Genomic DNA, 26,439 nt, shown 5'->3' on the forward strand with positions numbered 1-26,439 from the left:
ATCAGACCTCGAGCAGTTCTGCTTCCTTGTGCTTCAGCAGCTCGTCGATCGACGCGACGTACTTCTGGGTGAGCTCTTCGAGCTCATCCTGGGCGCGTCGGCCGTCGTCCTCGCCGACCTCGCCGGCCTTGACGGCCTTGTCGAAGGTGTCTTTGGCATGCCGACGCACATTGCGGATGGAGACCTTACCGTCCTCGGCCTTGGTCCGCACGACCTTGACGTACTCCTTGCGGCGCTCCTCCGAGAGGTCGGGGAACACCACCCGGATGATGTTGCCGTCGTTGGCGGGGTTGACGCCGAGGTCGCTGTTGCGGATCGCCTTCTCGATGGCCTGCACCGAACCCTTGTCGAACGGCGAGATGACCACCATGCGCGGCTCCGGAACCTGGAAGGAGGCCAGCTGGTTGATCGGGGTCATCGTGCCGTAGTACTCGGCGGCGATCCGGTTGAAGGTGGCCGGGCCGGGACGCCCGGTACGGATCGAGGCGAAGTCCTCCTTGGCGACAAGGACGGCCTTCTCCATCTTCTCCTCGGCTTCGAGGAGGGTCTCTTCGATCATTTCGGGCTCCCGTGTGTCGCTTACCGGCGTTGGTGGAGACTGGGCGACGCGTGTCAGGCGTCAGCGGGACACACAATCGTGCCGATCTTCTCCCCCTTCACGGCGCGGACAATATTGCCCTGCCCCATGAGGTCGAAAACCACGATCGGCAGACCGTTGTCCATGCACAGGCTCACCGCGGTGGCGTCCATGACCTTGAGTCCGCGGGTGAGCACTTCGTTGTAGTCGAGACGGTCGAACTTCTTGGCGCCCGCATCCTTGCGCGGGTCGGCGTCGTAGACCCCGTCGACCTGGGTTCCCTTGAGCACGGCCTGCGCACCGATCTCCAGCGCGCGCTGAGCGGCCGCGGTGTCGGTGGAGAAGAACGGGGCTCCGAGGCCGCCACCGAAAATCACGACGCGGCCCTTCTCCAGGTGGCGGATGGCCCGTCGCGGAATGTATGCCTCGGCGACCTGGCTCATGTGGATCGCGGTCTGAACCCGGGTGTCGACGCCGAGACGCTCCAGGAAGTCCTGGAGAGCGAGGCAGTTGATGACGGTGCCGAGCATGCCCATGTAGTCGGCACGGCCGCGCTCCATACCGCCCTCGGACATCTGCGCGCCGCGGAGCATGTTGCCGCCGCCGATGACCACGGCCACCTGGATGCCCTTGGCGACCGCCTCCGCGATCGCGTCCGCGACGTAGCGGACCACATCCGGAGAGATGCCGAGCTGCTCGTCGCCGGCGAACGCCTCGCCCGACAGCTTGAGGACGACTCGCCCCCAGCCGGTGTCGTACATGGCAGGTCCGTCTGCTGCGCCCTGCTCGCCGTTGTCCGGCATCGCGCGGCCTCCTTCTGTTCCCCGGGTGGTACTCCTGCGCGGGTCCGCCCGGATCTCGGAAGGACCTCGCACGGTCCAGATTCAGCGGAGGTGCCGGGGAATCGTTCCCCGGCACCCCAGCATCATGTCAAACGTTCTAGCTCTGGCCGACCTTGAACCGGACGAAGCTGCGCACGGAGACGCCCGCCTCGTCCACGATCTTCTGGACGGTCTTCTTGTTCTCCTTGACGAACGGCTGGCCGAGCAGCGTCACGTCCTTGAAGAAGCCGTTGACGCGTCCGTCGATGATCTTGGGCAGTGCCTGCTCGGGCTTGCCCTCCTCACGGGCGGTGGCCTCGGCGATACGGCGCTCGTTCTCGACGATCTCGGCAGGAACGTCGTCCTTGCTCACGTACTTCGGCGCGAGCGCGGCGATCTGCTGCGCGAGGTCCTTGGCGACGTCGGCGTCCGCCTTGTCCAGCTCGACCAGCACACCCAGGGTGGGAGGCAGGTCGGGGTCGGACTTGTGCATGTAGCTGGCCACGTACTCGCCGTCGATCTTGGCGAAGCGACGGATCTCCAGCTTCTCCCCGATCACCGCGCTGTTCTCCTCGATGACCTTGGCGACGGTCTTGCCGTCGGCGTAGTCGGAGGCGAGCAGGGCGTCGACATCGACAGGAGAGGTCCGGGCGATGAAGGAAGCGAGGTCGGCGGCGAGCGCCTGGAACTTGTCGTTCTTGGCGACGAAGTCGGTCTCGCAGTTGAGCTCCAGCAGAACGGCGGAGGTCTCGCCGTCGGCCTGGAGGACGACAAGGCCGTTGCCGGCGGTGCGCTCGGCACGCTTGCCGACGTCCTTGGCACCCTTGATGCGCAGTGCCTCGACGGCCTTGTCGAAGTCGCCTTCTGCTTCCTCGAGGGCCTTCTTGCACGCCATCATGCCGGCGCCGGTGAGGTCGCGCAGCTTCTTGACGTCGGCGGCGGTGTAGTTCGCCATAACTGTTCTCTATCCGTAGGAGTGGATCGGCGGGGAAGAGGAGAGCTCTAGGCTTCCTTGGACTCGGCCTCGGCGGGGGCCTCGGTCGCGGCCGCAGGCTCCTCAGTGGCCGGCTCCTCGGCGGGGGTCTCCTCAGCCACGGGCTCCGCGGCGGGGGTCTCCTCGGACTCCGCAGCGGGGGCCTCGGCCGGAGCCTCGCTCTTGCCCTCCAGCAGCTCGCGCTCCCACTCGGCGAGCGGCTCCTCGGCGGCCTTCTGCTCGCCACTGGCGCCACCGGAGCGAACCAGCAGGCCCTCGGCGACGGCGTCGGCGACCACGCGGGTCAGCAGGCTGACGCTGCGGATCGCGTCGTCGTTGCCCGGGATCGGGAAGTCGACCTCGTCGGGGTCGCAGTTGGTGTCGAGGATCGCCACGACCGGGATGTTGAGCTTGCGAGCCTCGCTGATCGCGATGTGCTCCTTCTTGGTGTCCACGATCCAGACCGCGCTCGGCACGCGGGCCATGTCGCGGATACCACCGAGGGTGCGCTCCAGCTTCTCCTTCTCGCGACGCAGGCCCAGCAGTTCCTTCTTGGTGAGACCGGAGGCGGCGACGTCGTCGAAGTCGACCTCTTCCAGCTCCTTGAGGCGCTGGAGGCGCTTGTGCACGGTGGAGAAGTTGGTGAGCATGCCGCCCAGCCAGCGCTGGTTCACGAAGGGCATACCGACGCGGCGGGCCTGCTCGTCAATGGCTTCCTGAGCCTGCTTCTTCGTTCCGACGAAGAGGATGGTGCCGCCGTGGGCAACCGTCTCCTTGACGAACTCGAAGGCGCGGTCGATGTAGGCCAGCGACTTCTGCAGGTCGATGATGTAGATGCCGTTGCGCTCGGTGAAGATGAAGCGCTTCATCTTGGGGTTCCAACGACGGGTCTGGTGCCCGAAGTGGACGCCGCTTTCGAGCAGCTGACGGATCGTCACGACTGTGGCCATGACTCGGCCTTTCCTTGATGCGGTGGACGCGAGGCGCCCACCTCGGTTGTTCCTGACGTCCCGACCGGACCGCCGCGCTTTTGCCCCCGGGTGGGGACTCGGCGCGGACCGTGAGCCCGGTCCTCCACTGGCGGAAGCAAGAGGACGCGCGAGATAGGTGGTCCAGTACTGGACCACGACAAGATTCTAACCGCCCGCGGGGCCAGCGGCGCCCCTGTCCGCGACCAGGGGCTGCGCAGACCTCGGAACGCGCTGGCGACCAGGGGCTTCACGGTTGTCCACAGCCACCGGATCAGACCGGACCGTGCCCGGCGAAGCCCCCCAGGATGGTCGCTATGAGATCCCTTCGCCTGCTGCTCCTGCTGGGGGCGCTGCTACTCGCGGCGCCCACGCCCGTCCTGGCCGACGAGGGCCCCTGGCATTCGCCTCTCCCAGGCGAGATCACCGTCCTTCGCGGCTTCGAACCGCCGGAACAGCGCTGGCTCGCCGGCCATCGCGGTGTCGACCTCGCGACGGCTCCGGGGACACGGGTACTGGCCGCGGGCGAAGGGCTGGTCGGGTTCGCCGGAGTGGTAGCGGGAGTTCCCGTGGTGACGGTCGTGCACGGGAGGCTGCGTACCACTTACCTTCCGGTGGACTCCGGTCTGCGACGCGGCGATCCGGTGGGGGCTGGAGCTCCCCTCGGCACGCTCTCTTCGGAGCCCCGCCACTGTCCGTTGCGCCCCTGCCTGCACTGGGGTCTGCTGCACGGGCGCGACTATCTTGATCCGCTGGCGCTGTTGGGCCGGGGCGGGATACGGCTGCTGCCGCTGTCGGACACGTTTTCAGGCCCTCGGATGGGCCTGGTTGTAGGTGCTGGTCAGCCGCTCGATGGAGACGTGCGTGTAGATCTGGGTGCTGGCCAACGAGGAGTGGCCGAGAATCTCCTGGACGCTGCGCAGATCGGCGCCACCGTTGAGCAGGTGGGTGGCTGCGCTGTGGCGCAGTCCGTGCGGACCGATGTCGGCACCGCGGACCACCGCCATCTGGTCGTGCACGTCACGGCGGGCGGTACGTGTGCCCAGCCGGGCTCCCCGTGCCCCCAGGAACAACGCGGGACCGCTCTCCGGCGTGGCCCACCGCGGACGTCCGGCGCCCAGCCAGCGTTCCAGTGCGACAACCGCGGGATGGCCGATCGGCACCACCCGCTCTTTGGCCCCTTTGCCCAGGACCCGCACAGTACGCCGCTCGCGGTCCAGGTCGTCCAGGTCCAAACCGCACAATTCAGCGACCCGGACGCCGGTGCCGTACAGGACCTCGACCACCGCACCCCGACGTAGGGCAGCCGGCGAATCGTCGCCGTCCGCCATGGTCATCGCGGTAACGGCTTGTCTCTCGTCAAGAACGACCGGTAGAACGCGTTGCTGCCGAGGTCTTGACAGCAACGGTCCGGGATCATCGGCGAGCCGACCGGTACGGCAGAGATAAGCCGTGAAGACACGGGTCGAGGCGATCCGGCGCGCAAGCGTGGCCCGGCTTACGCCGGTGCTGTGCTGGTCCCCGAGCCAACCGCGTATCGTCGGCAGATCGAGTTCGGAGAGAACAGCACCGGCCGTGCTCAGATGTTCCAGAAGCCCGCGCACATCGGCGAGGTAGGCCCGGACCGTATGCTCTGATCGCCCGAGTTCGATGGCGAGATGTCGCTCGAAGTCAGCGAGCACCTCAAGGGCTTCCCCGGATGGCGCGGATTCGGAATCGACCATAGAACCAGACTGCCCTGTTTTGCCCGACACCGAACCAGGACACGCTGCTCTTCGTCGACGACCACGACTTTCCCCACCAGAACCACCGGCCGACGGCAACCGCCCCGGCCGGTGTGGAGCCCACGGTCAGGGAGAAGGCGGCGGGAGAACCGCGACAGCGTCGATCTCCAGCAGGTAGCGAGAGTCGAGAAGGCCGCTCACCTCGACGAGTGTGGCGGCCGGGCGGGGATGGTGCACCAAGAACTCCGCGAGTACCGAGCGCAGGGCGGCGAGGTCGGCGATGTGACGCAGGTAGTACGTGAGCTTGACGATGTGACGACGGTCGGCACCATGGGGTTCGAGCGCAGCTTCGAGATTGCGCAGGACCTGACGGGCCTGGGCGATGGCATCGCCTTCGCGAACGCTCCCATCCTCCGCCTCGGGAACCTGTCCGGAAACGAAGATCAATGGTCCATCGGCGACCACCGCCGGGCTGTAGCTCTTGCTCATCGGCAATCGCGGCGCACGCGCCCCGGTCTGGGCAGGGAAACAGCGCCGCGCCTCCTTTCTCAGCTCCTTGCGGCTGGCTGCCGGCGCAGCACATGCGCCGGCAGCCAGCCGATGCAGTATGGGCTACCCGGCCGACACCGTCCTAGTCCCGGATGGCCCCCTGCCGGGGAGGAGATCACCGAACGTCTCTGCCCTGGCTTCCCCGGTGTTTTCGGGATCTGACACGCCAGCCCGCACCGACTCTCTCGACGTGCCCGGCGGCCGCGAGGAGGCCGAGCCCGCGCAACACAGCGTCGAGATCGAGACCGGTAGCGGAGGCAACCGCGACCGCGCCGGCCTCCTCGGTTGTGGACAGTGCGGCCACGAGGGTGCGAGCGGTTGCGTCGAGGTCGTCGTGCTCCAACAACGGCGCGTCGTCCGGACGCAGGTCTGCACCGATGTGACCGACCTGTTCGATGATGTCGTGGGCATCGGTGACGCACACTGCCTGCCAGTCGCGCAGCAGCCGGTGGCAGCCTGCCGACAGAGCGGAGGTGACCGGCCCGGGTACTGCCATCAATACACGGAGGAGGTCACGGGCATGTGTGGCGGTGTTGATGGCGCCGCTGCGTGTACCGGCCTCGACAACCACGGTGCCGGGGGTGAGGGCGGCGATGATCCGATTGCGTACGAGGAACGCTTTACGGGTGGGGACCGCCCCTGGCGGATGCTCGCTGACCAGGACCCCTCGCTCGGCGATATCGGTGAAAAGCCGATCGTGCCCGCGCGGGTATCCGACATCCAGGCCACAGGCCAGTACGACGACGGTGGCGCAGCTACCGGCCAACGCCCCCCGGTGGGCGGCGCCGTCGATTCCGTAGGCGCCTCCTGACACCACGCTCCACCCGCGCTCGGAGAGCGTGTGGGAGAGCTCTCCCGCAACGTGGAGGCCGTATGCGGTAGCGGCCCTTGCTCCGACTACCGCCACGGAGCGCAGGCAGGCATTGCGCAAGTCGTGCGCGCCTCGAACCCATAGCGCACAGGGACGGGTCGGGCCGAGTGATTCGAGTTGGCTGGGCCACTCAGGGTCGCTCGGGACCACCAATCGGATACCTGCCTCTGCCGCAAGGGTCAGCAGTACATCGGTGTCCACTTCCTTGGCCTTCGCCTGCCACCGCCGCAACCGCGCGGCCTTGGCGGGGTCATCGGCTGTCGAGAGGAGCGGGCTCCCGGCGCGCAGCGCCGACCAGATCAGTTCCGGTGGATGATGCTCCAGGAGTGTGCGCATCAGGGGATCCCCCGGCATGGCGATGGCGGTGAGCCCCGCCCTGGCCACGGCGTCGTCGGTGCAGGTTCCGGCGCTCACCGGGCCGTCCCCGACCAAAGCGTGAAGGCGTATCCGGTGTCCTCGGCGTTTGGGGCAGGGCGGTCGCCCAGATCCGCGATCGTCCAGGCCAATCGAATGATTCGGTCCGCTCCTCGGGCGCTGACCTCGCCCCGATCCATTGCGCGCCCAAGGACACGCAGGGCTTCGGGCCGGAGCGGGAATCTTCGGCGTAGTTCGGCGCCCGGGATGCCGGCGTTGCAGGACCAGGGAGTACCGGAGAGCCGAGCGGCGGCGCGTTGCCGAGCGTGGAGGACCCTGGCCGCCACGACCTCGGAGGATTCGGCGCGGACACGGTCGGCCAGGAGCTCGGCCCGTGTCACCGGTGGCAGCTCGACGGTGAGGTCGACCCGGTCCAGCAACGGTCCGGAGAGCCTGGCGAGGTAGCGCCGGCGGGTGAGCGAGGAGCAGACACAGGCGGCCCCCGGCTTGCCGCAGGGGCAGGGGTTGGCCGCGAGCACCAGCTGGAAACGGGCGGGGAAGCGGGCGGTGGCCGCGGCCCGGGCGATCAGGATCTCGCCGCTCTCCAACGGCTGGCGCAGGGAATCGAGGACACCGCGGGGAAACTCCGGCGCCTCGTCGATGAACAGGATCCCGCAGTGGGAGAGGCTGACTGCGCCGGGGCGCAGTTGGCCGGCACCGCCTCCGACGATGGCCGCGCGGGTGGCCGTGTGGTGGGGATCGCAGAAGGGGGGCTCCGTGATCAGCGGCCTGCCGTGGGGCAGGGTGCCCGCGCAGGAGTGGATCGCGGTGACCTGGATGGAGTCCGCCGTACTGAGCCGGGGAAGGATGGTGGGCAACCGTTCTGCGAGCAGACTCTTGCCCGTGCCGGGCGGCCCCAACAAGAAGGTGTTGTGACCTCCCGCGGCAGCGATCTCGACCGCTTTGCGGGCGACGGGCTGCCCCAGGACGTCGGCGAGGTCGGGGCGGGGGCCGGGGGCCATGGGCTCCACCGGCCGGGGTTGTTCGTGGGGAAAGGACTCCGAGACATCGGGGCGGCCGCGTAATCGGGCGACGAGTTCGGCCAGGGAGCCCACTGCGACCACGTCGGCGTCGGCCACCAGTCCGGCCTCCTCCGCGTTTCCGCGTGCGACGACGACCGTACGTCGACCGCGGCCGGTCTCGGCAAGGACCATGGGCAGCACTCCCCTGATCGCGCGGGTCCGTCCGTCGAGGGCGAGTTCGGCCAGTAACACGGCGTCGTGGATGCCCTCGACCGGGATGGCCCCGTTGGCGGCGAGGACCGCGGCGGCGATGCTGAGGTCGAACCCGCTGCCGCGCTTGGGCAGGCTGGCCGGGGACAGGCTGATGGTGATGTGTTCTTCGGGCCATTGCTCGCCGCTGTTGAGTATGGCCGCGCGGATGCGGTCACGGGCCTCGCGCAACGCCGCGTCGGGCAGGCCGACGATGGTCAGTCCCGCCGGACCGTTGCCCAGGTGTGCCTCGACCTCGACGCCGTGGCCCTCCACTCCGAGAAGGGCCACGGCGTGGGTACGCGCCAGAGCCATCTAGGCCACCCCGCGCTGGTGGCGGACGAACCACCGTCCGCCGGGGCGCGCCAGCACCCCCAGGACGTCGACACGGATCCTGGCACGCATGTCGTGTCCTCGGGCCCACCGATGGCCGAGGCTGCGCAATCGCGCCCGTCTGCGATCGTCCACGGCTTCGACAGGACCGCCGAACCGCGTACCGGTCCGGGTCTTGACCTCGACGACCACCAGTGTGGTCCCCCAGCGGGCGACGATATCGATCTCGCCGTCGGCACGACGCCAGTTGCGGTCGAGGACGCGCATCCCTGCACGCCTCAGATAGGCCGCTGCGACTTCCTCTCCACGCCGCCCCAGTTCGCGCCGGTGTCGGGCCTGCGCCTGTGCTCGGGTGAGCATGTGCACCACCTCCGGCTTCCACCATGCGGTGGCGCGGCAGGGGCACGGGACGACGACCGGGCGATCTGTGGACAACTATTCCACCGCAGGGAAAGCGGGACCACGCGTCGAGACCGTCACTGATCCGATCGGTACCGGTCAGGGGGTTTCGGAACCGTTGGCGGGCTGATCAGCCCGCGTGTCGACCTCGCCGTCGGGGCGGCCCCGAACAGAGTTGGCCACCTGGCTGAGTTGCCAGCCGTCGTCACCATCGGGATGGCTGCGGGCTGCTTGGACCCCGGGGGCGTCCAGAGGCGCGTCTGCCGCGGGGACTCCCGCGCGGATGCGGTTCAGCACCTGTTCGCCCTCACCGGGAACTTCCCCGCGTACCGGGGACTGCGCGGCGGCTCCGTGCGCACCGAGCTCTTCGTTACGGCGTACCGCTCGCTGGCCGGGGTCTGATTCGGGGGTGGCGGGCAGGGGCTCGGTGCGGGCCTGGTTGGTCCGGGCGGCGTCGGCTCCGGGCTGGTGGTCGTCCATGTTCCCTCCAAGGTCATCGGTCCTTGGGTACCGGACTACCCGGTCGGGGCCGTCTCCACCATCGGTCGCGCCGCCCGGGCCGCTCTCACTCCTCGGCCGGGGTGCTGCCGTCGGGAGGGATCTCCAGGTCGGCCTTGGTGATCTCCTCGACGTTGACGTCCTTGAAGGTCACCACACGGACGTTCTTCACGAACCGGGCCGGGCGGTACATGTCCCAGACCCATGCGTCCTGCATGGCGACCTCGAAGTACATCTCGCCGTTCTCGGTGGATCGCGGCTGGAGGTCCACGTGGTTGGTGAGATAGAACCTGCGTTCGGTCTCCACCACGTAACTGAACAACCCGACGACGTCACGGTATTCGCGATAGAGCTGGAGCTCCATCTCGGCTTCGTACTTCTCCAGGTCCTCAGAACTCATCGAACAGCTCGCTTTCGTCGTGCCTCTCCCCGTTTGCGGCCCGGCCCTGCGTGTTTCCGTGCGGGGCCAGGAACGCCCCCAGCACCCATGATGCGGTATGTGTCAACTACCCGCCGCTATTCTCGGCAAGTATCCGGATCTGTGCCGTCGGCGCGACGGCGGGACAGGTAGCCGCGACCGACCAGGTGAACGGGGACCGCGGCGAGGGCCCCGAGTGCCAACGGGGCAGCCGCAGCCGCGGCGGCGGCGGTCTTCTCGTTGAGTGCGGTGAACGTATCGGGGATGGGAAGTGTCGCGATCCGGTTCAGGGGCCAGACGATGACGAAGGCACGGCCCACGACGGACTCCTCGGGGACGCTGCCGCCACCGGTGTCGGCCTGGTGCATGCGGGAGTCGTAGGAGACCGCGCGATGGTCGCCCATGACCCACAGCCGGCCGTCGGGAACCGTGACCGGGCCGAACTCCTGGTGGGTCTCCAGGCTGCCCGGGTAGAGGTAGGTCTCGTCCAAGGGCGTGCCGTTGACCAGCACTCGGCCCTGCTCGTCACAGCACTCGACGGTGTCACCGGGAAGACCGATGACGCGCTTGATGTAGTCCTTGCCCGTGGGGGCCACACCGACCTGCTGCCCGACCCAGTTGAAGAACTTGGAGACGGGGTTGGTCGGCTCCTCGAGAACGACGGTGTTCTGTTCGTCCCAGGAGTCCCCGCCGTTGAAGACGATGACGTCGCCGCGCTTGATGTCGCGGAACTCGTAGACCAGTTTGTTGACCAAGACCCGGTCACCGACGAGGAGGGTGTCCTCCATCGACTTGGACGGGATGTAGAACGCTTGGACAACCCAGGTCTTGATGATGAACGCCAGTACCAAGGCGATCACGATCAGGATGGGGAGTTCTTTCCAGAACGACCCCTGCTTCTCTTCGCCCGTTTTCTTAGCACTCATGGTGGCGTCCGGGGTCTCCCCTGTGCTGGCCTGTTCGTCTCCTACAACAGCGCTGGCTCCCCCATGCGTGGACATGGGAGAGCCAGAGTCCTCGACCGGACCACCTGATTGCTCTCGGGTGGTCTCGGGGTCGGTGTCGCTGTTCTCGGTCGGGCGAGAAGGCAGATCGTCGTTGCTCATCGGCACTGAAGCCTAGCCCAGCCCGATGCCTTACACCGGTAAGACGCCTAACGCGCGAGACGCGAAAACAAAAACTAGCGCTTGACCGGCTCCCGGCGCTCGCGGATACGAGCGGCCTTGCCGCGCAGGTTGCGCAGGTAGTACAGCTTGGCGCGACGGACGCGACCGCGGGAGACCACCTCGATCTTCTCGATCACGGGGGTGTGCACCGGGAAGGTGCGCTCCACGCCGACGGCGTAGCTGATCTTGCGAACGGTGAAGGTCTCGCGGCTGCCCGAGCCCTGTCGCCGGATCACAACGCCCTTGAAGAGCTGGACCCGGGACCGGTTGCCCTCGGTGACCCGAACGTGAACGTTCAGAGTGTCGCCCGGACGGAAGTCGGGCACGTCGGAGCGCAGCTGGGCCTTCTCAAGCTCCTGAATGGCGGTGTGCATCTCAGCGGTTCCTCATCGAAAGCGCGCCGCGGCGACGGATAGCGCTCGCGCGGGCGGATCTGCTGGGTTCAAAACAAAGGCTGCCTCGTCAAGCGTGCGGCCACCGGGGGCCGACAGCCGCCAGCACAGGCCGACGGTCAGGGGCAACTCGTCTAGTCTGCCATAGATTCGGGGCCGACCTGTAACCGGCGTTCGGCGACGACCTCACGGTCACGACGGTCGAGTCTCTCAGGATCGAGGCGGTCCAGCAGTTCAGGGCGGTTGCGCGCGGTCTTTCTCAGCGCCTCGTCGCGTCGCCAGCGGTCCACCGCACCGTGGTTGCCCGACAGCAGGACCGGCGGGACCTCCTGGCCCCGCCAGGCCGGTGGCTTGGTGTAGACCGGCCCCTCGACCAGGTTGTCCATCAGCCCCGGCGCGAAAGAGTCCTGGGCCACGGAGTCGGCGTTGCCCAGGACACCGGGCAACAGCCGGGAGATCGCCTCAACCATGACCAAGGTGGCCGATTCCCCGCCGTTGAGCACGTAGTCGCCGATGCTGATCTCCTCGACCGGCATACGCAGTGCGGCATCAGCGGCGACACGGGAGTCGATGCCTTCGTAGCGGCCGCAGGCGAAGACCAGCCAGGGTTCACCGGCCAGGCGCCCCGCGTCGGCCTGAGTGAAAGGCAGCCCGCTGGGAGTGGGCAGGATCAACCGGGGCGACGCGGCAGGAACCGCGGCACTCACCGCGTCCAGGGCCTCCCCCCAGGGCTCGGGCTTCATCACCATGCCCGGACCACCGCCGTACGGACTGTCGTCCACGGTGTTGTGCCGGTCGTAGGTCCAGGAGCGCAGGTCGTGCAACCGGACATCGAGCAGACCCGAACGCCGTGCCTTCCCGATCAGGGAGAGTTCCAGCGGCGTGAAGTAGTCGGGGAAGATCGTGATGATGTCAATGCGCATGGGGACGTGAAAGCTTTCTCGCGGACTATTCGCCCAGGTCCAGCAGGCCCGGCGGTGGGTCGACCACGAGGCGTCCGGCCTCGGTGTCGATCTGGGGGACCAGTGCGCGGACAAACGGGATCAGGATCTCGGTGCCGCCTCCCCCCTTGACCACCAGGACGTCCTGGGCGTTGTGCAGGATGTCGGCGACCACGCCCACGGATTCTCCGTCGACGGTCTGAACCTTCAACCCGAGCAACTCGTGGTCGTGGAACTCGTCGGGGTCGTCGACGGGTGCGATATCGGCGGAGTCGACCAGTAGCGCGATTCCGCGCAGGGACTCGGCCTCGGTGCGGCCTTTGACGCCTTCAAAACGGACCAGCAGCCGACCGGAGTGCTCGCGCATGGCCCTGATCGTGAGCGGCCCGGCGCTCTCGGGGTCGGTGAGCAGCACGGCGCCAACCCCGAATCGCTCCCCCGGACTGTCGGTGCGCACGTCTACCGAGACCTCGCCACGGACACCGTGGGCGCGGCCGATCCGGCCGACGACGAGACGCAAGTGGTTCTCCTTGGGACGGGCAGCCAACTGGCGAACGGGGGCGGATAACGACACCGCGCGGGCAGGGGATCCCTACCCGCGCAGATCGCGCGCACGACGAGGACACAGCCCGAGCGGGCTTGGGTCCACGCCGCGCGCGTCAGCGCACTTCGTGCAGATCCAGCAGATCGACGCGAACGTACCGACCGCCGGCGAGCGAACCGACAACGGTGCGCAGTGCCTTCGCGGTACGGCCGTTGCGGCCGATCACCTTCCCGAGATCATCGGGGTGGACCCGGACTTCGAGCACCTTGCCCTTGCGGAACCGCTTGGCCCGCACCTGGACGTCGTCAGGGCTCTCGACGATTCCCTTGACGAGGTGCTCAAGCGCCTCTTCCAACACGTCAGGCCTCGCCCTCGGACTTCTCCGCGGGAGCCTCGGCGGGCTTGTCCTCGGCGGCCGGCTTCTCAGCGGCCTTCTTGGGCTTGCCCTTGCCCTCGGTACCCGGCAGGACAAGCTCCTTGAGCGCTGCCTGGAAGGCGGCCTCCTGGGCCTCCTTGTCCTTGGGCTCGGCGACCTTCAGCGGCCCCGGAGCCGGCAGGCCCTTGAACTTCTGCCAGTCACCGGTGAGCTTGAGGAGGTGCTGAACCGGACCGGTGGGCTGAGCACCCACGGACAGCCAGTACTGCGCCCGCTCGGAGTTCACCTCGATGAGGCTCGGCTCCTCCTTGGGGTGGTACTTGCCGATCTCCTCGATCGCCTTTCCGTCACGCTTGGTGCGCGAGTCGGCGATGACGATGCGGTACTGCGGCGTACGGATCTTTCCCATACGCTTGAGCTTGATCTTGACAGCCACTGGTGTGGTCTCTCCCGTTAAGGCGGAATGTGCCCGGACCGCATGCACCGCGTGGGGTTGCGGAACAGCATTGGGGCGGGGACGTGGGCACGGGAGTTAGTTAGAGGGCTGACTCCGCGCGCCGTTAGTCAACACCCAATTGTGCCAGACGATCGGACGCACGGTGTGCGTCCGAGCCTGGCGTGGCGGAATGCGCGGCTGCGAGCAGCGCACACGCCCCGCCCCGAACGGGCACCCGGCCACGGACATGAGGCACGGGTCACCCGCCGGCTACTGCTTGGGCAGCTTGAAATCCGAGAGGTCGGGCATCTTTTTGCCACCGAGGCCCGGCGGAAGCCCGGGTGCCCCACCGCCGAAACCGGGGGGCAGCTGCGGACCCGACTGGTCGGGAGCCGGGCCCTCGGTACGCCGCTTCTCACGCTCGGCAGCCCGTTCGGCCTCCTGCTGCTTGGCCTTGAGGGGGTTGCCGCTGCGCTGTTTGTTCTTCTTGCCGTTCTTCTTGGCCGCGGCCTTGAGCGCCTTCTTGTTGCGCCCGCCCCCCATGCCCGGCATTCCCGGCATCCCGGGGATGCCGCCACCGCTCTTCATCTGACGCAGCATCTTCTGCGCCTCGAAGAACCGGGTGACCAGGCCGCTGACATCGCCCACCTGGGTGCCGGAGCCGTTGGCGATCCGCAGCCGACGGGAACCGTTGATGAGTTTGGGGTTGGCACGCTCCGCCGGGGTCATCGACCGGATGACCGCGGTGATGCGATCCAGATCCTTGTCGTCGACGTTGTTGATCTGGTCACGCATCTGCCCCATACCGGGCATCATGCCCAGGAGGTTGCCGATCGGACCGAGCCTGCGAACCATCATCATCTGCTGGAGGAAGTCGTCCAGCGTGAAGTCGTCGTCGGAGGCCAGCGTACTGGCCATCTTCTCGACTTCCTCCTGCTCGAACGTGCGCTGCGCCTGCTCGATCAGGGTGAGCACGTCGCCCATGTCGAGGATGCGCGAAGCCATCCGGTCGGGGTGGAAGAGGTCGAAGTCCTCAAGCTTCTCGCCGGTCGAGGCGAACATGATCGGCCGACCGGTGATGTGACGGATCGACAGCGCGGCGCCACCACGGGCGTCACCGTCGAGCTTGGTGAGCGCGACCGCGTCGTAGCCGACCCCGTCGAGGAACGCCTGCGCGGTGTTGACCGCGTCCTGGCCGATCATGGCGTCGACGACGAAGAGGATCTCGTCGGGGGTGACCGCGTCGCGGATATCGGCTGCCTGGCGCATCAGCTCGGAGTCGACGCCGAGGCGGCCCGCGGTGTCGATGATGACGATGTTGTGGTTGTTGCGCCGGGCGTGTTCGATCGACTCGCGCGCCACCTCGACCGGGTCGCCCACACCGTTGCCGGGCTGGGGTGCGAACACCGGAACGCTCGCACGCTGGCCCATCACCTGCAACTGGGTGACGGCGTTGGGGCGCTGGAGGTCGGCCGCGACGAGGAGAGGAGTGTTGCGCTGGGCACCGAGCCACTTGGCGAGCTTGCCGGCCAGGGTGGTCTTGCCGGCGCCTTGGAGACCGGCGAGCATGATGACGGTCGGTGGGTTCTTCGCGAACCTGATCTCGCGGGTCTGACCGCCGAGGATCTCGACGAGCTCCTCGTTGACGATCTTGATGACCTGCTGCGCCGGGTTCAGCGCCTTGGCGACCTCTTCACCGCGCGCGCGCTCCTTGATCTGCGCGATGAACTCACGCACGACGGGCAGCGCGACGTCGGCTTCGAGCAGGGCGAGCCGGATCTCTCGCGCGGTCGCGTTGATGTCCTCCTCGGACAGACGGCCTTTGCCGCGCAGCGAGGAGAAGACCGTTGTGAGCCGGTCGGAAAGCGTCTCGAACACGGGTGGCCCTGTTCCGTAGTGTCTGCTGGATCGGTCTTCTAGGTTACCCGCCGGGAGTCCCAGGTGGGCCCTGCCCCGGGGCCGACCACGGGTGCGTGGTCGGCCCCGGGGCGTCCGGAGGCGTCAGTTGCCGGAGGGGCTGGCCTCGGGTGAAGCCTGGGCACCGCCTTCAAGTGTGGCCTCGCGCTGTTCCTTGACGAGCCCGACGATGGCGTCCTTCGCGTCGCCGGAGAGCGCGCGTGTGGACAACAGGCGGTTCCCGCTGACCTCGTAGCTCTGCGGGTTGGTGCTGGGAGCGAGCTCGTAGTCGGTGGAGCATGCGAGCTCGACGGTGCCACCGGCCTTGAGCCTGCCGGTCTTGCTGCACTTCTTCTCGCCGAGCTCCGAGTTGCTGAACGTGCCGTCCATCCGGACGAGAACGGTCGCCTCCCCGCTACCGCCGCCGACGTCCCTGACGGTCCCGGAGATCGTGCACTTACCACCGGTCTGGCAGCTCATCTCCCCCTCGTCCTCCCATTGGACCTCGATACGGGAGTCACGGGCCGAGCCGAGGTCGTCCTCAGCGATAGCCGCGAGGTCGTCGTAGACCTTCTCGACGGCGGCTGTGTCGGGGGCTGCGAAGTCGGCCTCGATGCGAGTGGCGAGTCCACCGTCCTCCGGGGCGAGCTCCTCGACCTGCATTCGGATCAGCGTGTGGGGTTCGTCCTTGGTGACCCAGACCTTTCCCCCGCTGAGGTCGACGCGGTAGGCGACGGTTCCGGCGAGTTTCTCCTCGACCGCTTCGGATTCTCCTTCCGGGGCCCGGGCCCGCAGGATGTCGGAGAGTGCGCTCGGCGTGAGCGCGCCTCCCGGGTCGAGGCCGAGTGCGCTGTGACCAACCCGCACCCAGTGGTCGGCGTAGGAGTCGGAGTCGGGGTTGAACACCCCCTGGTCCAGCCAGTAGCCGTCGCCGGCATCAATGAAGAGCTTGCGGTCGACCTCCATGTAGCGAGCGTCTCCGTCGGCCGTCTGGAAGGTGCCCAGCGCGGCTCCGGTGTCGGTAACGGTGAGGTCGGTCTGCACCGGTGCCTCTTCTTCGTCGCCCGCCGGGGCGAACTGGCCGGTGAGCTGTACCGCGGGGAGCTCGGCCAGCGCGTCGAGCGCGGACTCCAGGATCGGCCCCGCACTGACCGGGGTCGGCGAAGGGGACGGCTCCGGTCCGCCCGGACGCCAGTCACTGAGATCGATCGCGCACCCGGCGGCGCCGAGTACGAGTACAGCAGTTGCGGCCGCGGTAGCCGTGGTTCTAGTCGATCGCCGCGACCTGCGAAATGCCGGCGCCATTGTGCCTCCTGGCTCCCGCCAAGGGAAGTAAGGGATCTGTCGTCGAAAAGCTTGGACGCAGCGGAGTCGGATCCGGTTCTGAGACGGTGCGAAACGACCGCTCAGCCCGATGGCCGGCCCGGGAAGAAGAGGTCCCATCGGGCCGGCAAGCCCCGGATCTCCGTGTTGAGGCAACAGCCTACCGAACACCTCTGTCCCGGCTCGTTGTGCAAAAGACCAGAGAGGGAGAAATTACCCTTTTTTCCCATTACTCCGGACAGCAGTACGGGCCGGCGAGGATGATCCTCGCCGGCCCGACTGGCCCCCAACGCTTATGGTGCGGGGTGCGATTTCAACGCTGAAGCCGCTAGACCTGCACCTGCTTTGAGGGCTTCTCCTCGCCCGGAGGCGTCGGCGAGGAGAGCTCCTGCTCGTCCAGCTCCTCGAAGGCGTAGGCCGACTCGGAGTGGAGCTCGCTGTCGAGACCGTTGGTCTCGACGTGCTCGGGGATACGGAACCCGACGGCGAGGTCGATGACCTTGGCGATCAGCCAGGTGACCCCGAAGGAATAGACGATCGTGGCCACGACCGCGATCAACTGGACGACGAAGAACATCGGGCTGCCGCCGAAGAAGATGCCGTCGGGGCCACCGGTGACCGCCGAGGCGAACAGACCCAGGGCGAGCGAGCCGATGATGCCGCCGACCATGTGGATGCCGACCACGTCGAGCGCGTCGTCGTACTTGAACTTGAACTTCCAGCTGATGGCGTAGGCGCAGACACCACCGGAAAGCAGCCCGAGGACAACGGCCCACAGCGGGGTGACGTTGGCCGCGGCGGGCGTGATCGCGACGAGGCCGGCGATGGCACCGGAGGCGAAGCCGAGCGCGGTGACCTTGCCGTAGCGGATCCGCTCCACCAGCATCCACGCGCCGGTAGCGGCGGCGGTGCAGACCTGGGTGTTGACCAGGGCCAGGCCGGCGGTGGCGTCGGCGGCGTACGCGGAGCCCGCGTTGAAGCCGAACCAGCCGAACCACAGCAGGGCCGCGCCCAGCAGGACGAAGGGCAGGTTGTGCGGACGCATGGACTCGGAGCCGAAGCCCTTGCGGCGGCCGAGCACGAAGGTCAGAGCCAGGGCCGCGGCGCCGGCGTTGATGTGCACCGCGGTACCACCCGCGAAGTCGACGATGCCGACGCCGAACCAGGTTTCGAGCTGGTCGAACCAGCCACCGCCCCAGACCCAGCGGGCGACGGGGAAGTACACGACGAGCGCCCAGATCGGAACGAAGACCAGCCATGCACCGAACTTGGCACGGTCAGCGATCGCCCCGCTGATCAGCGCAACGGTGATGACCGCGAACATCATCTGGAAGCCGACGTCGACCAGGAGCGGGTAACCGCCCTCGGCGTCGATCTCTCCGATGAAGCCACCGGAGCCGAAGTCACCGAAGCCACCGATGAAGTGCGTGAGCGGACCGTAGCCCTCGCCGTAGGTGAGGGAGTAACCGACCAGCACCCACAGGACACTGACGATCGCGATGCTGGCGAAGCTCATCAGCATCATGTTCAGGACGCTCTTGGCCCGGGACATACCGCCGTAGAAGAAGGCGAGGCCAGGCGTCATGAGCATCACGAGTGCGGCGCTTATCAGCAGCCACGCAGTCGTTCCGGTATCGAGGTTTTCCACATCGCCTCCAGGGTCGTGCGGGGGATACGTACGGGAGTGAGTGGTTCGCTCGGGCGCACCGTTGGGCTCGACGACCAGCTTCCACGACCGAAAGCGTCAGCCAGGCGTGTTAATCGGTGCGACCTGCACTGTTGCCGCCAGGTAAAGACATCGGGCATGGCGTTACATGCGAATGAACGCGCAGGTCAGAGCTTGATCATCTGCCCTCGTTACCACAATGCGATCTATTGGTTTGCTTCGGCCGGAGTCTGCTTGGGGTTAAAACCTGATGAACACAGAGCACGCGCGGGGGTGAAGGGCGGCGGCGGGCACAAAACCCTGACCGATGTTCGGCTCCTGGGTTCTGTAGATCCGATGATGAACCGTCCATCGGATGAGTGGACATCGCGAAGGGCGGAAAACAGCGACGGCCCCCACCCCGGCGGTGCGCAAGGGTGGGGGCCGTCCGGATGGGACCGGGATCAGGAAAGTTCGAGGATCGCGTCGACGAACGTCTCGGGGTCGAAGGGGGCGAGGTCGTCGGGCCCCTCTCCCAGGCCGACCAGCTTGACCGGCACTCCGAGCTCGCGCTGCACCTGGATGACGATGCCCCCCTTGGCGGTGCCGTCCAGCTTGGTCAGGACGATGCCGGTGATGTTGACGACCTCGGCGAAGACCCGCGCCTGACGCAGTCCGTTCTGGCCGGTGGTGGCGTCCAGGACCAACAGGACCTCGTCGACTTGGGACCGCTTCTCGACGACGCGCTTGACCTTGCCGAGCTCGTCCATCAGGCCGGTTTTGGTGTGCAGCCGCCCGGCGGTGTCGATGATGACGGTGTCGACGCCGTCGGCGATCCCACGGGTCACCGCGTCGAAGGCGACACTGGCCGGGTCCGCGCCCTCTTCCTTGCGGATGACCGGGGCTCCCACGCGCTCTCCCCACGTCTGCAGCTGTTCGGCGGCGGCAGCGCGGAAAGTGTCAGCGGCACCCAGCACAGCGGTGTGGCCGTCGCCGATGATCACCCGTGCGAGCTTGCCCGTGGTGGTGGTCTTGCCGACCCCGTTGACGCCGACCACCATGATCACGGCGGGGCGGTCGCCGTGGGGCTCCGTGCGCACGGCACGGTCGAGGTCCGGGTTGATATGGGCGACGAGTTCCTCGCGCAACAGCGACCGGACGTCCCCGGGGGTGCGGGTGCCCAGGACCTTGACCTTGGTGCGCAGGCCCTCAACGATCTGGGAAGCGGAGGTGACACCGACGTCGGCGGTGATAAGGACCTCCTCGATCTCCTCCCAGACGTCCTCGTCGAGCTTGTCGCTGGACAACAGGGTCAGCAGCCCCCGCCCGAAGGCATTCTGCGACTGGGCCAGCCTGGCGCGCAGTCGGACCAGACGGCCGGCCGAAGGCGGCGGCGTCTCGATCTGCGGTGCGACCGGCTGGGCGGGCGCGGTCGGCGCGGCGGGCTCGGCGACTGCGGCGGTCGCTCCCCCGTCCTCGGCGGCACCCTCTTCGACGGTTGCGGGCGGCCGGCCCTCCTGGGTCTGGGGCTCCTCGACCTTGGGCCGCTCCTCGGTCTCCACCGAGTGCCGGGGGCGGATCAGAAACGCGCCACCGACGACCAACACGGCGATGACGAAGATGACAATGCCAACGATGGTGTATTCCATAGCGCCTCCAGTGTCTCAGAACCCGTGCTGGGAGCCGGCACCGCACACGAGCCTTCCCCTCGGCTCGTCGGCCGGCGGTGTGCGGACCAGACTGCAGCCGACGCCTCTCGGGCACGGGGCCGGTGCCCGACCCAAATGGTTGCGCCTCGATGTCTGGGAAGAGACTGCCCCATGGGCGCAGCGGGGAACCCCGGGGTTGCGACGAATCGCACCGAAAGGGCCGGCCCGCGCCGGGCTCAGACAGCGCTGTGTCGCGTGCTGCGCAGGATGAGGACGAAGAACGGCGCACCGACGAAGGCGGTGACAACGCCGATGGGGAGCTCGGCGGGCGCAATTACCGTACGGGCCACGATGTCGGCCGACACCATGAACGCGCCCCCGACGACAAGGGAGACCGGCAGGATCCGACGGTAGTTGGGACCGACCAGACGGCGCACGATGTGCGGGACCACGATCCCCACGAACCCGATGAGCCCGCTGACGCAGACGGCCGCTGCGGTGGCCAGGGAGGCGGCGGCGATCACGGTCAATCGCACGTGGGAAGGGTTGAGGCCCAGGCTGTTGGCCTTGTCGTCGCCGAGAGCGAGCAGGTCGAGGAAGTAGCCGCACGGCAACAGCACCAGCAGGGAGACCGCGGCGTAGGGCGCGATGAGCCACAGGTCGCTCCACCCGCCGCGCCCGAGGCCCCCCATGATCCATGCGTAGACGCGCTGGAGGTCTTGAAGTTCCAACTGCTGGATGAGCGTCTGCACAGCGGCCAGGAAGGAGGAGACCGCCACCCCGGCCAGGACGAGCGACGCCGACCCGCCACGCCCTGCGGTACTGCCGAGGAAGTAGGCGCCCATGACGCCGGTGAGCGCACCCACGAACGCCGCCATCGGGATCAGCGGCAGACCGAGGTCGACACCCTGACCGTAGATGATGACCACGGTCGCCCCAAGGCCGGCGCCGCCGGCAGCGCCCAGCAGATAGGGGTCGGCCAGCGGGTTGCGAAACACTCCCTGGTAGGCGGCTCCGGCGACTGCCAGGAGCGCGCCGACCACCGCGCCCATGACGACACGGGGCAACCGCAGTTGGAACAGGACCGCCTGCTGCCGCTCGCCGAGTGGCGACTGCACGTTCAGCCAGGGCACGTGGCTCAGTAGTTCGCGGACGATGTCGAGGGGGCCGATGCTTGCGGCGCCGGCCCCTACTCCGATGGTCATCGCGGCCAGCAGTACGGCCAGACCACCGAGGGTCCACAGCGGTCCGACCAGCACCGACCCCCGCAACACCGTCCGCATTGGGGCTACTGGCCCTTGGTGGCGTCGATGGCCTGGGCGACGTCCTCTGCGAAGTCGGCGACGCGCGGCCCCCAGCGCGAGGAGACGTCGGCGTCCAGTTCGATGACGTTGCCGTCCTCGACCGCGGTGACGGAGTCGAAGGCCGGACGCTCGGCGAAGTCCTGCGCACCGTCGGGGTAGGACAGGAAGACCAGGTCGGGGTTCTCCTCGACGATGTACTCCGCGGAGAGCTGCGGGTAGCCGCCGGCGGTGTCCTCTGTGGCGTCGGCGATGTTGGTCAGCCCGAAGAGCGAGTAGACCTGGCCGATGAAGGTTTCGGAGGTCACCGAGTACATCGCGGCGTCGATCTCGTGGTAGTAGGTGAGATCGCTGGCGCCGCTCTCCTCCACCTCCGCGACGATGCCGTCGATTCGGGTTTTCAGCTGCTCCGCGGCCTTGGTGCCCTCGTCGCCGTTTCCGGTTGCCTCTCCGAGCAGCTCCAGCTGGGAGTAGGTGTCGTCCAGGCCGACAGCGGCGGGAAGAAGGAGGACCGGGATCTGCACGGCCTCCAACTGCGAGACGGTCTCTTCGCCGTCGTTTGCCATGACGACGAGATCGGGGTCGTACTCGGTGATCGCCTCGACGCTGGGGGTGAACCCGGACAGGTCGGTGGTGGGCGCCTCTTCGGGGTAGTTGGAATACTCGTCGGCTGCAACGACCTGGTCCCCCGCCCCGACGGCGAAGAGCATCTCGGTCGCCGAGGGCGACAGCGAAACGATGCGTTCGGGGGCGGCGTCCAGGGTGACCTCTCCGCGCGAGTCGGCGACGGTGAGCGGGAAGCCCTCACTGCCCTGCGCGGTGCCCCCGGTGTCGGGAACGGTGTCGTCCGGGTCGAGGCCGCCGCAGGCGGTGAGCGAAAGGGTAGCGAGCAGTGGCAGGGCCACCAGTCGGCGTGCGAGGCGCACTGGGCTCCTTAAAGCAGAAGGCAGGGAGAACGGAGCCCGTGACGGACCGCCCTTCCCACGAGGACAGCAGACGTCGGCATACGCGCGAGGCGACCTGGCTCTGCCCCGTTCTCCTGCGGAAGAGGGCGTCACAGTTGCGTAGACAGCGCCGGTTTGGACCGGACTTCGCTCGCACGCGGCCGTTGGTCCTGCCCCGACCCAGGTGGTCGGGGTGCAGGACAACCAGGCCACTCTAACCGGCCGCACCGGCCATCACCGCTTTATCCGACAAAAAGGACAAAGACCGATTCGTCGGCGTGCACCGCGCTAACTCGCCACGCGGGTGAGCTTCTGGCTGATCACCTGCGAGATCCCGTCCCCCTGCATCGTCACGCCGTACAGCGCGTCGGCCGCCTCCATCGTGCGCTTCTGGTGGGTGATGACGATGAGCTGGGAGGAACCACGAAGCTCCTCGAAGATGACCAACAGCCGCTGCAGGTTGGTGTCGTCCAACGCGGCCTCCACCTCGTCCATCACGTAGAAGGGCGATGGTCTGGCCTTGAAGATCGCAGCGAGGAAGGCGACCGCGGTCAACGAGCGCTCACCGCCCGACAGCAGCGAGAGTCGTTTGACCTTCTTGCCCGGCGGGCGTGCCTCGACCTCGATACCGGTGGTGAGCATGTCGTCGGGGTCGGTGAGGATGAGCCTGCCGTCGCCTCCTGGGAACAGGCGGCCGAAGATCCCGGCGAACTCGCGCTCGACGTCCCCGTAGGCGGAGGTGAACACCTCCTGTACCCGATCGTCCACCTCCTTGACCACGGTGAGCAGGTCGCGACGGGTCTTCTTGAGGTCGTCGAGCTGGGTGGTGAGGAACGTGTGACGCTCTTCGAGCGCGGCGAACTCCTCAAGGGCCAGTGGGTTGATCTTGCCGAGCTGGTTGAGCTGGCGCTCGGCGGCTCGCGCGCGCTTCTCCTGGACCTCACGCACGTAGGGAACCGCGACCGCCTCCGCCTCCGGGGCGTCGGCCGGTGGCGGAACCGGCACACGCGGACCGTATTCGGCGATGAGCACGTCGACCTCGGTCCCGTGCTCTTCCAGGGAACGGGTCTCCAACTGCTCCAGACGCAACCTGCGCTCAGCCCTGGCGACCTCGCTCCCGTGCACCACGTTGAGCAGCTTCTCCAGTTCCACCGAGAGCTCGCGCACCCGGGCCCGGACGGTCTTGAACTCGGCGTCACGAGCCGCGCGCTCGTCCTCTGCCGCACGGCGCTCGGCGTCGGCGGCCGCCAAGGACAATGCGACGCGGGCCAGTGCCTGGGCTGCGCCCTCGGCAACGGCCTCCGCGACCAGTGCCTGCGCCCGGCGCTGCTCACGACGGCGCGCGGCCTGTTCGCGGGCCTGGCGTTCGGCGGCTGCCGCACGCTGGAGGGCCTCTGCCCGACCGGTGATCGAGCGGACACGCTCCTCGGATGTGCGCACCGTCAGACGCGCCTCCATCTCCACCGAGCGGAGGTGCGCGGCGCTGACGGCGAGCTCGTCCCGACGCGATGTGTCGGGGTCGTCGTCATCGACGGGCTCGGCCTCGGCCTGCTCAAGACGCTCCTCCATCGCGGCCAGCGCAAAAGCATCGGTCTCACGGCCCTGAGCGGCCTTACCTGCCGCAGCGACGTAACGATCGACCTCAAGGGCTGCGGCACGGGCCTGACCGCCGAGTTTTCCAACCTGCTGGGCGACCTCGTTGCGGCGCTTGTCGGCGGCGCGGCGCCTGGTACCGACCGCCTCGACGGCAGCGGCTGCCTGAGCACGCTCGGCCTTGGCGTCGGCGAGCGCCGCGGCAGCACGCTTGCAGGTCTCGGTCGCCACCGAAAGACGCTCGGCCGCTTCGTCCACGGCGGCCTGGACCTCAAGCAGACTGGGGGCGGCGCCGGACCCGCCGTACACGAACGCCGCGCCGAAAACGTCGCCCTCGGGAGTGATCGCGCGCAGCGTGGGATCTGTCTTGACAACGTGGCGCGCGGTGGCGGCATCCGGGACCAACGCCGTGCGCGCCAGCAGGAGGGTCAGCGCGGCGCGCAGGAAATCCGGCGGTGTGAGTGCGTCCAGAGCGTACCTGGCGCCCTGTGGCAGGGACGGCCAGTCTGCACGCGAACCCGCGGCTCCTTCCCCCGAGCCCGCGACAACGATTCCTGCCCGTCCGGCGTCACCCGCTTTGAGAAGCTCCAGTGCCGCAGCGGCGTCATCGTGCGCGTGCACGGCCACCGCGTCGGAGGCCTCCCCCAAGGCGGCAGCGATGGCGGTCTCGGCCCCCGACTCGACCTGGATGAGGGTGGGCAGCGAACCGATCAGCCCGTGCACCCGTTCGGAATCGGCCAGCAGGGCAGCGGCACCGTCTTTGGGGTCGAGGCCGAGTTCGAGGGCCTCTTTGCGGGCTTCGAGCGCGGCACGCTCCCGTTCGGCCGTGCGCTCGGCGTCTCGCAGGTCGTTCAGGCCGGCCTCCGCAGCGGCGAGCTCGTCCTTGGCTTCGCCGTGCACGGCGTCGAGTTCGGTGTCGCCCAGGTCCAGCCCCTCGGCCTCCGCCCTGGCTTCCTCGTAGTCGAGTTGCGCCGCAGCGGCACGCTCGCGGGCCTCCTCGGCAGCCTGGTCGAGACGCTCGGTCTCCGCCCGCCCGGCGTCCAGCCGGCTGCGCAGGGAGTCGACCTTGCCCCGCAGTTTGGCCAAGCCCTCCCGGCGGTCTGCCGCTGCGCGAGCGGCAGCGGTGATGCGCTGTTCCTCGCCCCGCAGCGCGGCCTCGGCCTCGGCCCGCTCGAAGACGGTTCCTTCCAGTTCGGAACGGGCGGCGTCCAACCGGGCCTCCAGCTCCTCCTCCTGGGCGCGGACTTCTTCGGCTTCCGCCTCCAGTTCCTCGGGGTCGCGGCCGCGGCGCTCGTCGTTCGTTCCCGAGGCGAGATTGCGGTGGCGCTCGGCGGCGAGACTGGCAATGGAGTTGAGCCGCTCCTTGAGCCCGGAGAGACCGTGGTAGGTCTCGGAAACCCTGGCCAGCAGGGGTGCGGCCTCTGCGGCGGCCTCGTCCAACACGGTTTCACGGGCCTGGGCCTCGTTGAGGGCGTCCTCGGCCCGGGCCCGACGCTCGCGCACCGCCGACTCGTCCGCCTCCTCCTTTGCAAGGTTCTCGCGCAGGGAGACGATGTCGTCGGCCAGCAGCCGAAGCCGGGAGTCGCGCAGGTCGGCCTGGATGACGGCTGCGCGCCTGGCAAGCTCGGCCTGACGGCCCAGCGGCTTGAGCTGGCGGCGCAGTTCAGTGGCGAGGTCGTTGACCCGGTCGAGATTGCCCTGCATCGCCGACAGTTTGCGCAGCGCTTTCTCCTTGCGCTTGCGGTGTTTGAGGATACCGGCGGCTTCCTCGATGAGCGCCCGGCGCTCTTCCGGTCCGGCATGCAAAACGGTGTCGAGCTGCCCCTGGCCGACAATGACGTGCATCTCGCGACCGATCCCGGAGTCGCTGAGCAGGTCCTGGAGATCCAGCAACCGGCAGGTGTCACCGTTGATGGCGTACTCGGAACCGCCGTTGCGGAACATGGTCCGCTTGATGGTGACCTCGGAGTAGTCGATGGGGAGCGCGCCGTCGGTGTTGTCGATGGTCAGACTGACCTCGGCCCGTCCCAGCGCGGCACGCGAGGAGGTACCGGCGAAGATGACGTCCTCCATCTTGCCCCCGCGCAGGGATTTTGCCCCCTGTTCCCCCATGACCCAGGCGAGGGCGTCCACGACATTGGACTTGCCCGACCCGTTGGGGCCGACCACGCAGGTAATGCCCGGCTCGAAACGAAGCGTGGTCGCCGAGGCGAAGGACTTGAACCCACGCAGCGTGAGATTTTTCAGATACACGGCTTCGCGGTCTCCCCTCGGCTGGCGATGCGGTCCGGAACTGCCGCCTTAAAGGGTCCCACGGTCTGTGCCCTGACGTGGCACGTTCCCCCTCGGGGCACGCCTGGACGCATCAGAGGGCGTGGCACGGAGGGGTCAAAGACAACGAGCGCGGTCGGGACGGCCTCATACGAAGCCGTTCCCCCACGCGCTCGTCAAAATATAGAGAGTGATCAGCCGGGCCG

At 68.0% G+C, this 26,439-nt stretch carries 25 protein-coding genes and 1 pseudogene; 1 reads left to right on the forward strand and 25 read right to left on the reverse strand.

Features of this window, described 5'->3' with window-relative positions; all coding sequences use genetic code 11:
- Position 1: 1 nt before the first annotated feature.
- The 5 genes from frr to QSJ59_RS04635 form a co-directional block, all read right to left on the reverse strand.
- The gene (frr, locus tag QSJ59_RS04615; protein ID WP_285757423.1) at positions 2-559 is read right to left on the reverse strand and encodes a ribosome recycling factor; all 558 of its coding nucleotides are present in this window, start codon (positions 557-559) and stop codon (positions 2-4) included.
- 53 nt (positions 560-612) lie between these two features.
- Positions 613-1,380, reverse strand: coding sequence for a UMP kinase (pyrH, locus tag QSJ59_RS04620; RefSeq protein ID WP_432707417.1), 768 nt, complete (start codon positions 1,378-1,380; stop codon positions 613-615).
- Positions 1,381-1,516: 136 nt separating this feature from the next.
- Positions 1,517-2,353: a translation elongation factor Ts gene (gene tsf, locus QSJ59_RS04625; protein ID WP_285757424.1), complete on the reverse strand. Its 837-nt coding sequence runs from the start codon at positions 2,351-2,353 to the stop codon at positions 1,517-1,519.
- A gap of 47 nt (positions 2,354-2,400) precedes the next feature.
- Entirely contained in the window at positions 2,401-3,321 is a 921-nt protein-coding gene (gene rpsB / locus QSJ59_RS04630) for a 30S ribosomal protein S2 (protein ID WP_285757425.1), read from the reverse strand.
- Between the two features lie 374 nt (positions 3,322-3,695).
- Entirely contained in the window at positions 3,696-3,926 is a 231-nt protein-coding gene (locus QSJ59_RS04635) for a hypothetical protein (RefSeq protein WP_285757426.1), read from the reverse strand.
- Here QSJ59_RS04635 and QSJ59_RS04640 point away from each other — a divergent pair.
- Positions 3,855-4,031: pseudogene (locus QSJ59_RS04640) on the forward strand (M23 family metallopeptidase); the annotation flags it as partial. The gene QSJ59_RS04635 and the pseudogene QSJ59_RS04640 sit on opposite strands and share 72 nt — an antisense overlap.
- A gap of 114 nt (positions 4,032-4,145) precedes the next feature.
- Here QSJ59_RS04640 and QSJ59_RS04645 read toward each other — a convergent pair.
- The 20 genes from QSJ59_RS04645 to smc form a co-directional block, all read right to left on the reverse strand.
- A complete protein-coding gene (locus QSJ59_RS04645) occupies positions 4,146-5,063 on the reverse strand; it encodes a tyrosine recombinase XerC (protein WP_285757427.1) in 918 nt (305 codons plus the stop codon).
- 126 nt (positions 5,064-5,189) lie between these two features.
- Positions 5,190-5,552 (reverse strand): RidA family protein, encoded by a 363-nt coding sequence (locus QSJ59_RS04650; protein ID WP_285757428.1) that lies wholly within the window; start codon positions 5,550-5,552, stop codon positions 5,190-5,192.
- A gap of 175 nt (positions 5,553-5,727) precedes the next feature.
- Entirely contained in the window at positions 5,728-6,897 is a 1,170-nt protein-coding gene (gene dprA / locus QSJ59_RS04655; protein ID WP_432707418.1) for a DNA-processing protein DprA, read from the reverse strand.
- Entirely contained in the window at positions 6,894-8,423 is a 1,530-nt protein-coding gene (locus QSJ59_RS04660) for a YifB family Mg chelatase-like AAA ATPase (protein WP_285757429.1), read from the reverse strand. Before QSJ59_RS04660 ends, dprA begins: the two co-directional genes overlap by 4 nt.
- The gene (locus QSJ59_RS04665; RefSeq protein ID WP_285757430.1) at positions 8,424-8,801 is read right to left on the reverse strand and encodes a YraN family protein; all 378 of its coding nucleotides are present in this window, start codon (positions 8,799-8,801) and stop codon (positions 8,424-8,426) included.
- Positions 8,802-8,939: 138 nt separating this feature from the next.
- A complete protein-coding gene (locus QSJ59_RS04670; protein WP_285757431.1) occupies positions 8,940-9,320 on the reverse strand; it encodes a hypothetical protein in 381 nt (126 codons plus the stop codon).
- An 85-nt stretch (positions 9,321-9,405) separates the two neighbouring features.
- The gene (locus QSJ59_RS04675; RefSeq protein ID WP_285757432.1) at positions 9,406-9,738 is read right to left on the reverse strand and encodes a DUF2469 domain-containing protein; all 333 of its coding nucleotides are present in this window, start codon (positions 9,736-9,738) and stop codon (positions 9,406-9,408) included.
- Positions 9,739-9,854: 116 nt separating this feature from the next.
- Positions 9,855-10,862: a signal peptidase I gene (gene lepB, locus QSJ59_RS04680; RefSeq protein ID WP_432707419.1), complete on the reverse strand. Its 1,008-nt coding sequence runs from the start codon at positions 10,860-10,862 to the stop codon at positions 9,855-9,857.
- A 74-nt stretch (positions 10,863-10,936) separates the two neighbouring features.
- Positions 10,937-11,296, reverse strand: a complete 360-nt coding sequence (gene rplS, locus QSJ59_RS04685) for a 50S ribosomal protein L19 (RefSeq protein ID WP_285757434.1) — start codon at positions 11,294-11,296, stop codon at positions 10,937-10,939.
- Positions 11,297-11,448: 152 nt separating this feature from the next.
- Positions 11,449-12,237, reverse strand: coding sequence for a tRNA (guanosine(37)-N1)-methyltransferase TrmD (trmD, locus tag QSJ59_RS04690; protein WP_285757435.1), 789 nt, complete (start codon positions 12,235-12,237; stop codon positions 11,449-11,451).
- Between the two features lie 25 nt (positions 12,238-12,262).
- The gene (rimM, locus tag QSJ59_RS04695; protein WP_285757436.1) at positions 12,263-12,775 is read right to left on the reverse strand and encodes a ribosome maturation factor RimM; all 513 of its coding nucleotides are present in this window, start codon (positions 12,773-12,775) and stop codon (positions 12,263-12,265) included.
- Between the two features lie 139 nt (positions 12,776-12,914).
- Positions 12,915-13,157: an RNA-binding protein gene (locus tag QSJ59_RS04700; RefSeq protein ID WP_285757437.1), complete on the reverse strand. Its 243-nt coding sequence runs from the start codon at positions 13,155-13,157 to the stop codon at positions 12,915-12,917.
- Between the two features lies 1 nt (position 13,158).
- On the reverse strand, positions 13,159-13,611 hold the full coding sequence (rpsP, locus tag QSJ59_RS04705; RefSeq protein WP_285757438.1) for a 30S ribosomal protein S16: 453 nt from the start codon (positions 13,609-13,611) through the stop codon (positions 13,159-13,161).
- Between the two features lie 270 nt (positions 13,612-13,881).
- Positions 13,882-15,489, reverse strand: a complete 1,608-nt coding sequence (gene ffh / locus QSJ59_RS04710) for a signal recognition particle protein (protein WP_285757439.1) — start codon at positions 15,487-15,489, stop codon at positions 13,882-13,884.
- 123 nt (positions 15,490-15,612) lie between these two features.
- On the reverse strand, positions 15,613-16,812 hold the full coding sequence (locus QSJ59_RS04715) for a LolA-like protein (RefSeq protein WP_285757440.1): 1,200 nt from the start codon (positions 16,810-16,812) through the stop codon (positions 15,613-15,615).
- 346 nt (positions 16,813-17,158) lie between these two features.
- Positions 17,159-18,478 (reverse strand): ammonium transporter, encoded by a 1,320-nt coding sequence (locus QSJ59_RS04720; protein ID WP_285757441.1) that lies wholly within the window; start codon positions 18,476-18,478, stop codon positions 17,159-17,161.
- A 461-nt stretch (positions 18,479-18,939) separates the two neighbouring features.
- Complete coding sequence (ftsY, locus tag QSJ59_RS04725) at positions 18,940-20,124, reverse strand: signal recognition particle-docking protein FtsY (RefSeq protein ID WP_285757442.1); 1,185 nt, start codon at positions 20,122-20,124, stop codon at positions 18,940-18,942.
- Positions 20,125-20,360: 236 nt separating this feature from the next.
- Positions 20,361-21,407 (reverse strand): FecCD family ABC transporter permease, encoded by a 1,047-nt coding sequence (locus QSJ59_RS04730; RefSeq protein WP_432707420.1) that lies wholly within the window; start codon positions 21,405-21,407, stop codon positions 20,361-20,363.
- Between the two features lie 5 nt (positions 21,408-21,412).
- Positions 21,413-22,351, reverse strand: coding sequence for an ABC transporter substrate-binding protein (locus tag QSJ59_RS04735; protein ID WP_285757443.1), 939 nt, complete (start codon positions 22,349-22,351; stop codon positions 21,413-21,415).
- A 306-nt stretch (positions 22,352-22,657) separates the two neighbouring features.
- Positions 22,658-26,215 carry a chromosome segregation protein SMC gene (gene smc / locus QSJ59_RS04740; protein WP_285757444.1) on the reverse strand — a complete coding sequence of 1,186 codons (3,558 nt, stop codon included), beginning with the start codon at positions 26,213-26,215 and terminating at the stop codon, positions 22,658-22,660.
- Positions 26,216-26,439: the final 224 nt, after the last annotated feature.

Source organism: Nocardiopsis ansamitocini, assembly GCF_030268225.1.
Lineage (GTDB): Bacteria > Actinomycetota > Actinomycetes > Streptosporangiales > Streptosporangiaceae > Nocardiopsis_D > Nocardiopsis_D ansamitocini.

Excerpts from the sequence above, each read along its gene's own strand:
- frr (WP_285757423.1), bottom strand. The coding sequence starts at position 559 with ATGATCGAAGAGACCCTCCTCGAAGCCGAGGAGAAGATGGAGAAGGCC.
- pyrH (WP_432707417.1), bottom strand. The coding sequence starts at position 1,380 with ATGCCGGACAACGGCGAGCAGGGCGCAGCAGACGGACCTGCCATGTAC.
- tsf (WP_285757424.1), bottom strand. The coding sequence starts at position 2,353 with ATGGCGAACTACACCGCCGCCGACGTCAAGAAGCTGCGCGACCTCACC.
- rpsB (WP_285757425.1), bottom strand. The coding sequence starts at position 3,321 with ATGGCCACAGTCGTGACGATCCGTCAGCTGCTCGAAAGCGGCGTCCAC.
- QSJ59_RS04645 (WP_285757427.1), bottom strand. The coding sequence starts at position 5,063 with ATGGTCGATTCCGAATCCGCGCCATCCGGGGAAGCCCTTGAGGTGCTC.
- QSJ59_RS04650 (WP_285757428.1), bottom strand. The coding sequence starts at position 5,552 with ATGAGCAAGAGCTACAGCCCGGCGGTGGTCGCCGATGGACCATTGATC.
- QSJ59_RS04660 (WP_285757429.1), bottom strand. The coding sequence starts at position 8,423 with ATGGCTCTGGCGCGTACCCACGCCGTGGCCCTTCTCGGAGTGGAGGGC.
- QSJ59_RS04665 (WP_285757430.1), bottom strand. The coding sequence starts at position 8,801 with ATGCTCACCCGAGCACAGGCGCAGGCCCGACACCGGCGCGAACTGGGG.
- QSJ59_RS04670 (WP_285757431.1), bottom strand. The coding sequence starts at position 9,320 with ATGGACGACCACCAGCCCGGAGCCGACGCCGCCCGGACCAACCAGGCC.
- QSJ59_RS04675 (WP_285757432.1), bottom strand. The coding sequence starts at position 9,738 with ATGAGTTCTGAGGACCTGGAGAAGTACGAAGCCGAGATGGAGCTCCAG.
- lepB (WP_432707419.1), bottom strand. The coding sequence starts at position 10,862 with ATGAGCAACGACGATCTGCCTTCTCGCCCGACCGAGAACAGCGACACC.
- rplS (WP_285757434.1), bottom strand. The coding sequence starts at position 11,296 with ATGCACACCGCCATTCAGGAGCTTGAGAAGGCCCAGCTGCGCTCCGAC.
- trmD (WP_285757435.1), bottom strand. The coding sequence starts at position 12,237 with ATGCGCATTGACATCATCACGATCTTCCCCGACTACTTCACGCCGCTG.
- QSJ59_RS04715 (WP_285757440.1), bottom strand. The coding sequence starts at position 16,812 with ATGGCGCCGGCATTTCGCAGGTCGCGGCGATCGACTAGAACCACGGCT.
- ftsY (WP_285757442.1), bottom strand. The coding sequence starts at position 20,124 with ATGGAATACACCATCGTTGGCATTGTCATCTTCGTCATCGCCGTGTTG.
- QSJ59_RS04730 (WP_432707420.1), bottom strand. The coding sequence starts at position 21,407 with ATGCGGACGGTGTTGCGGGGGTCGGTGCTGGTCGGACCGCTGTGGACC.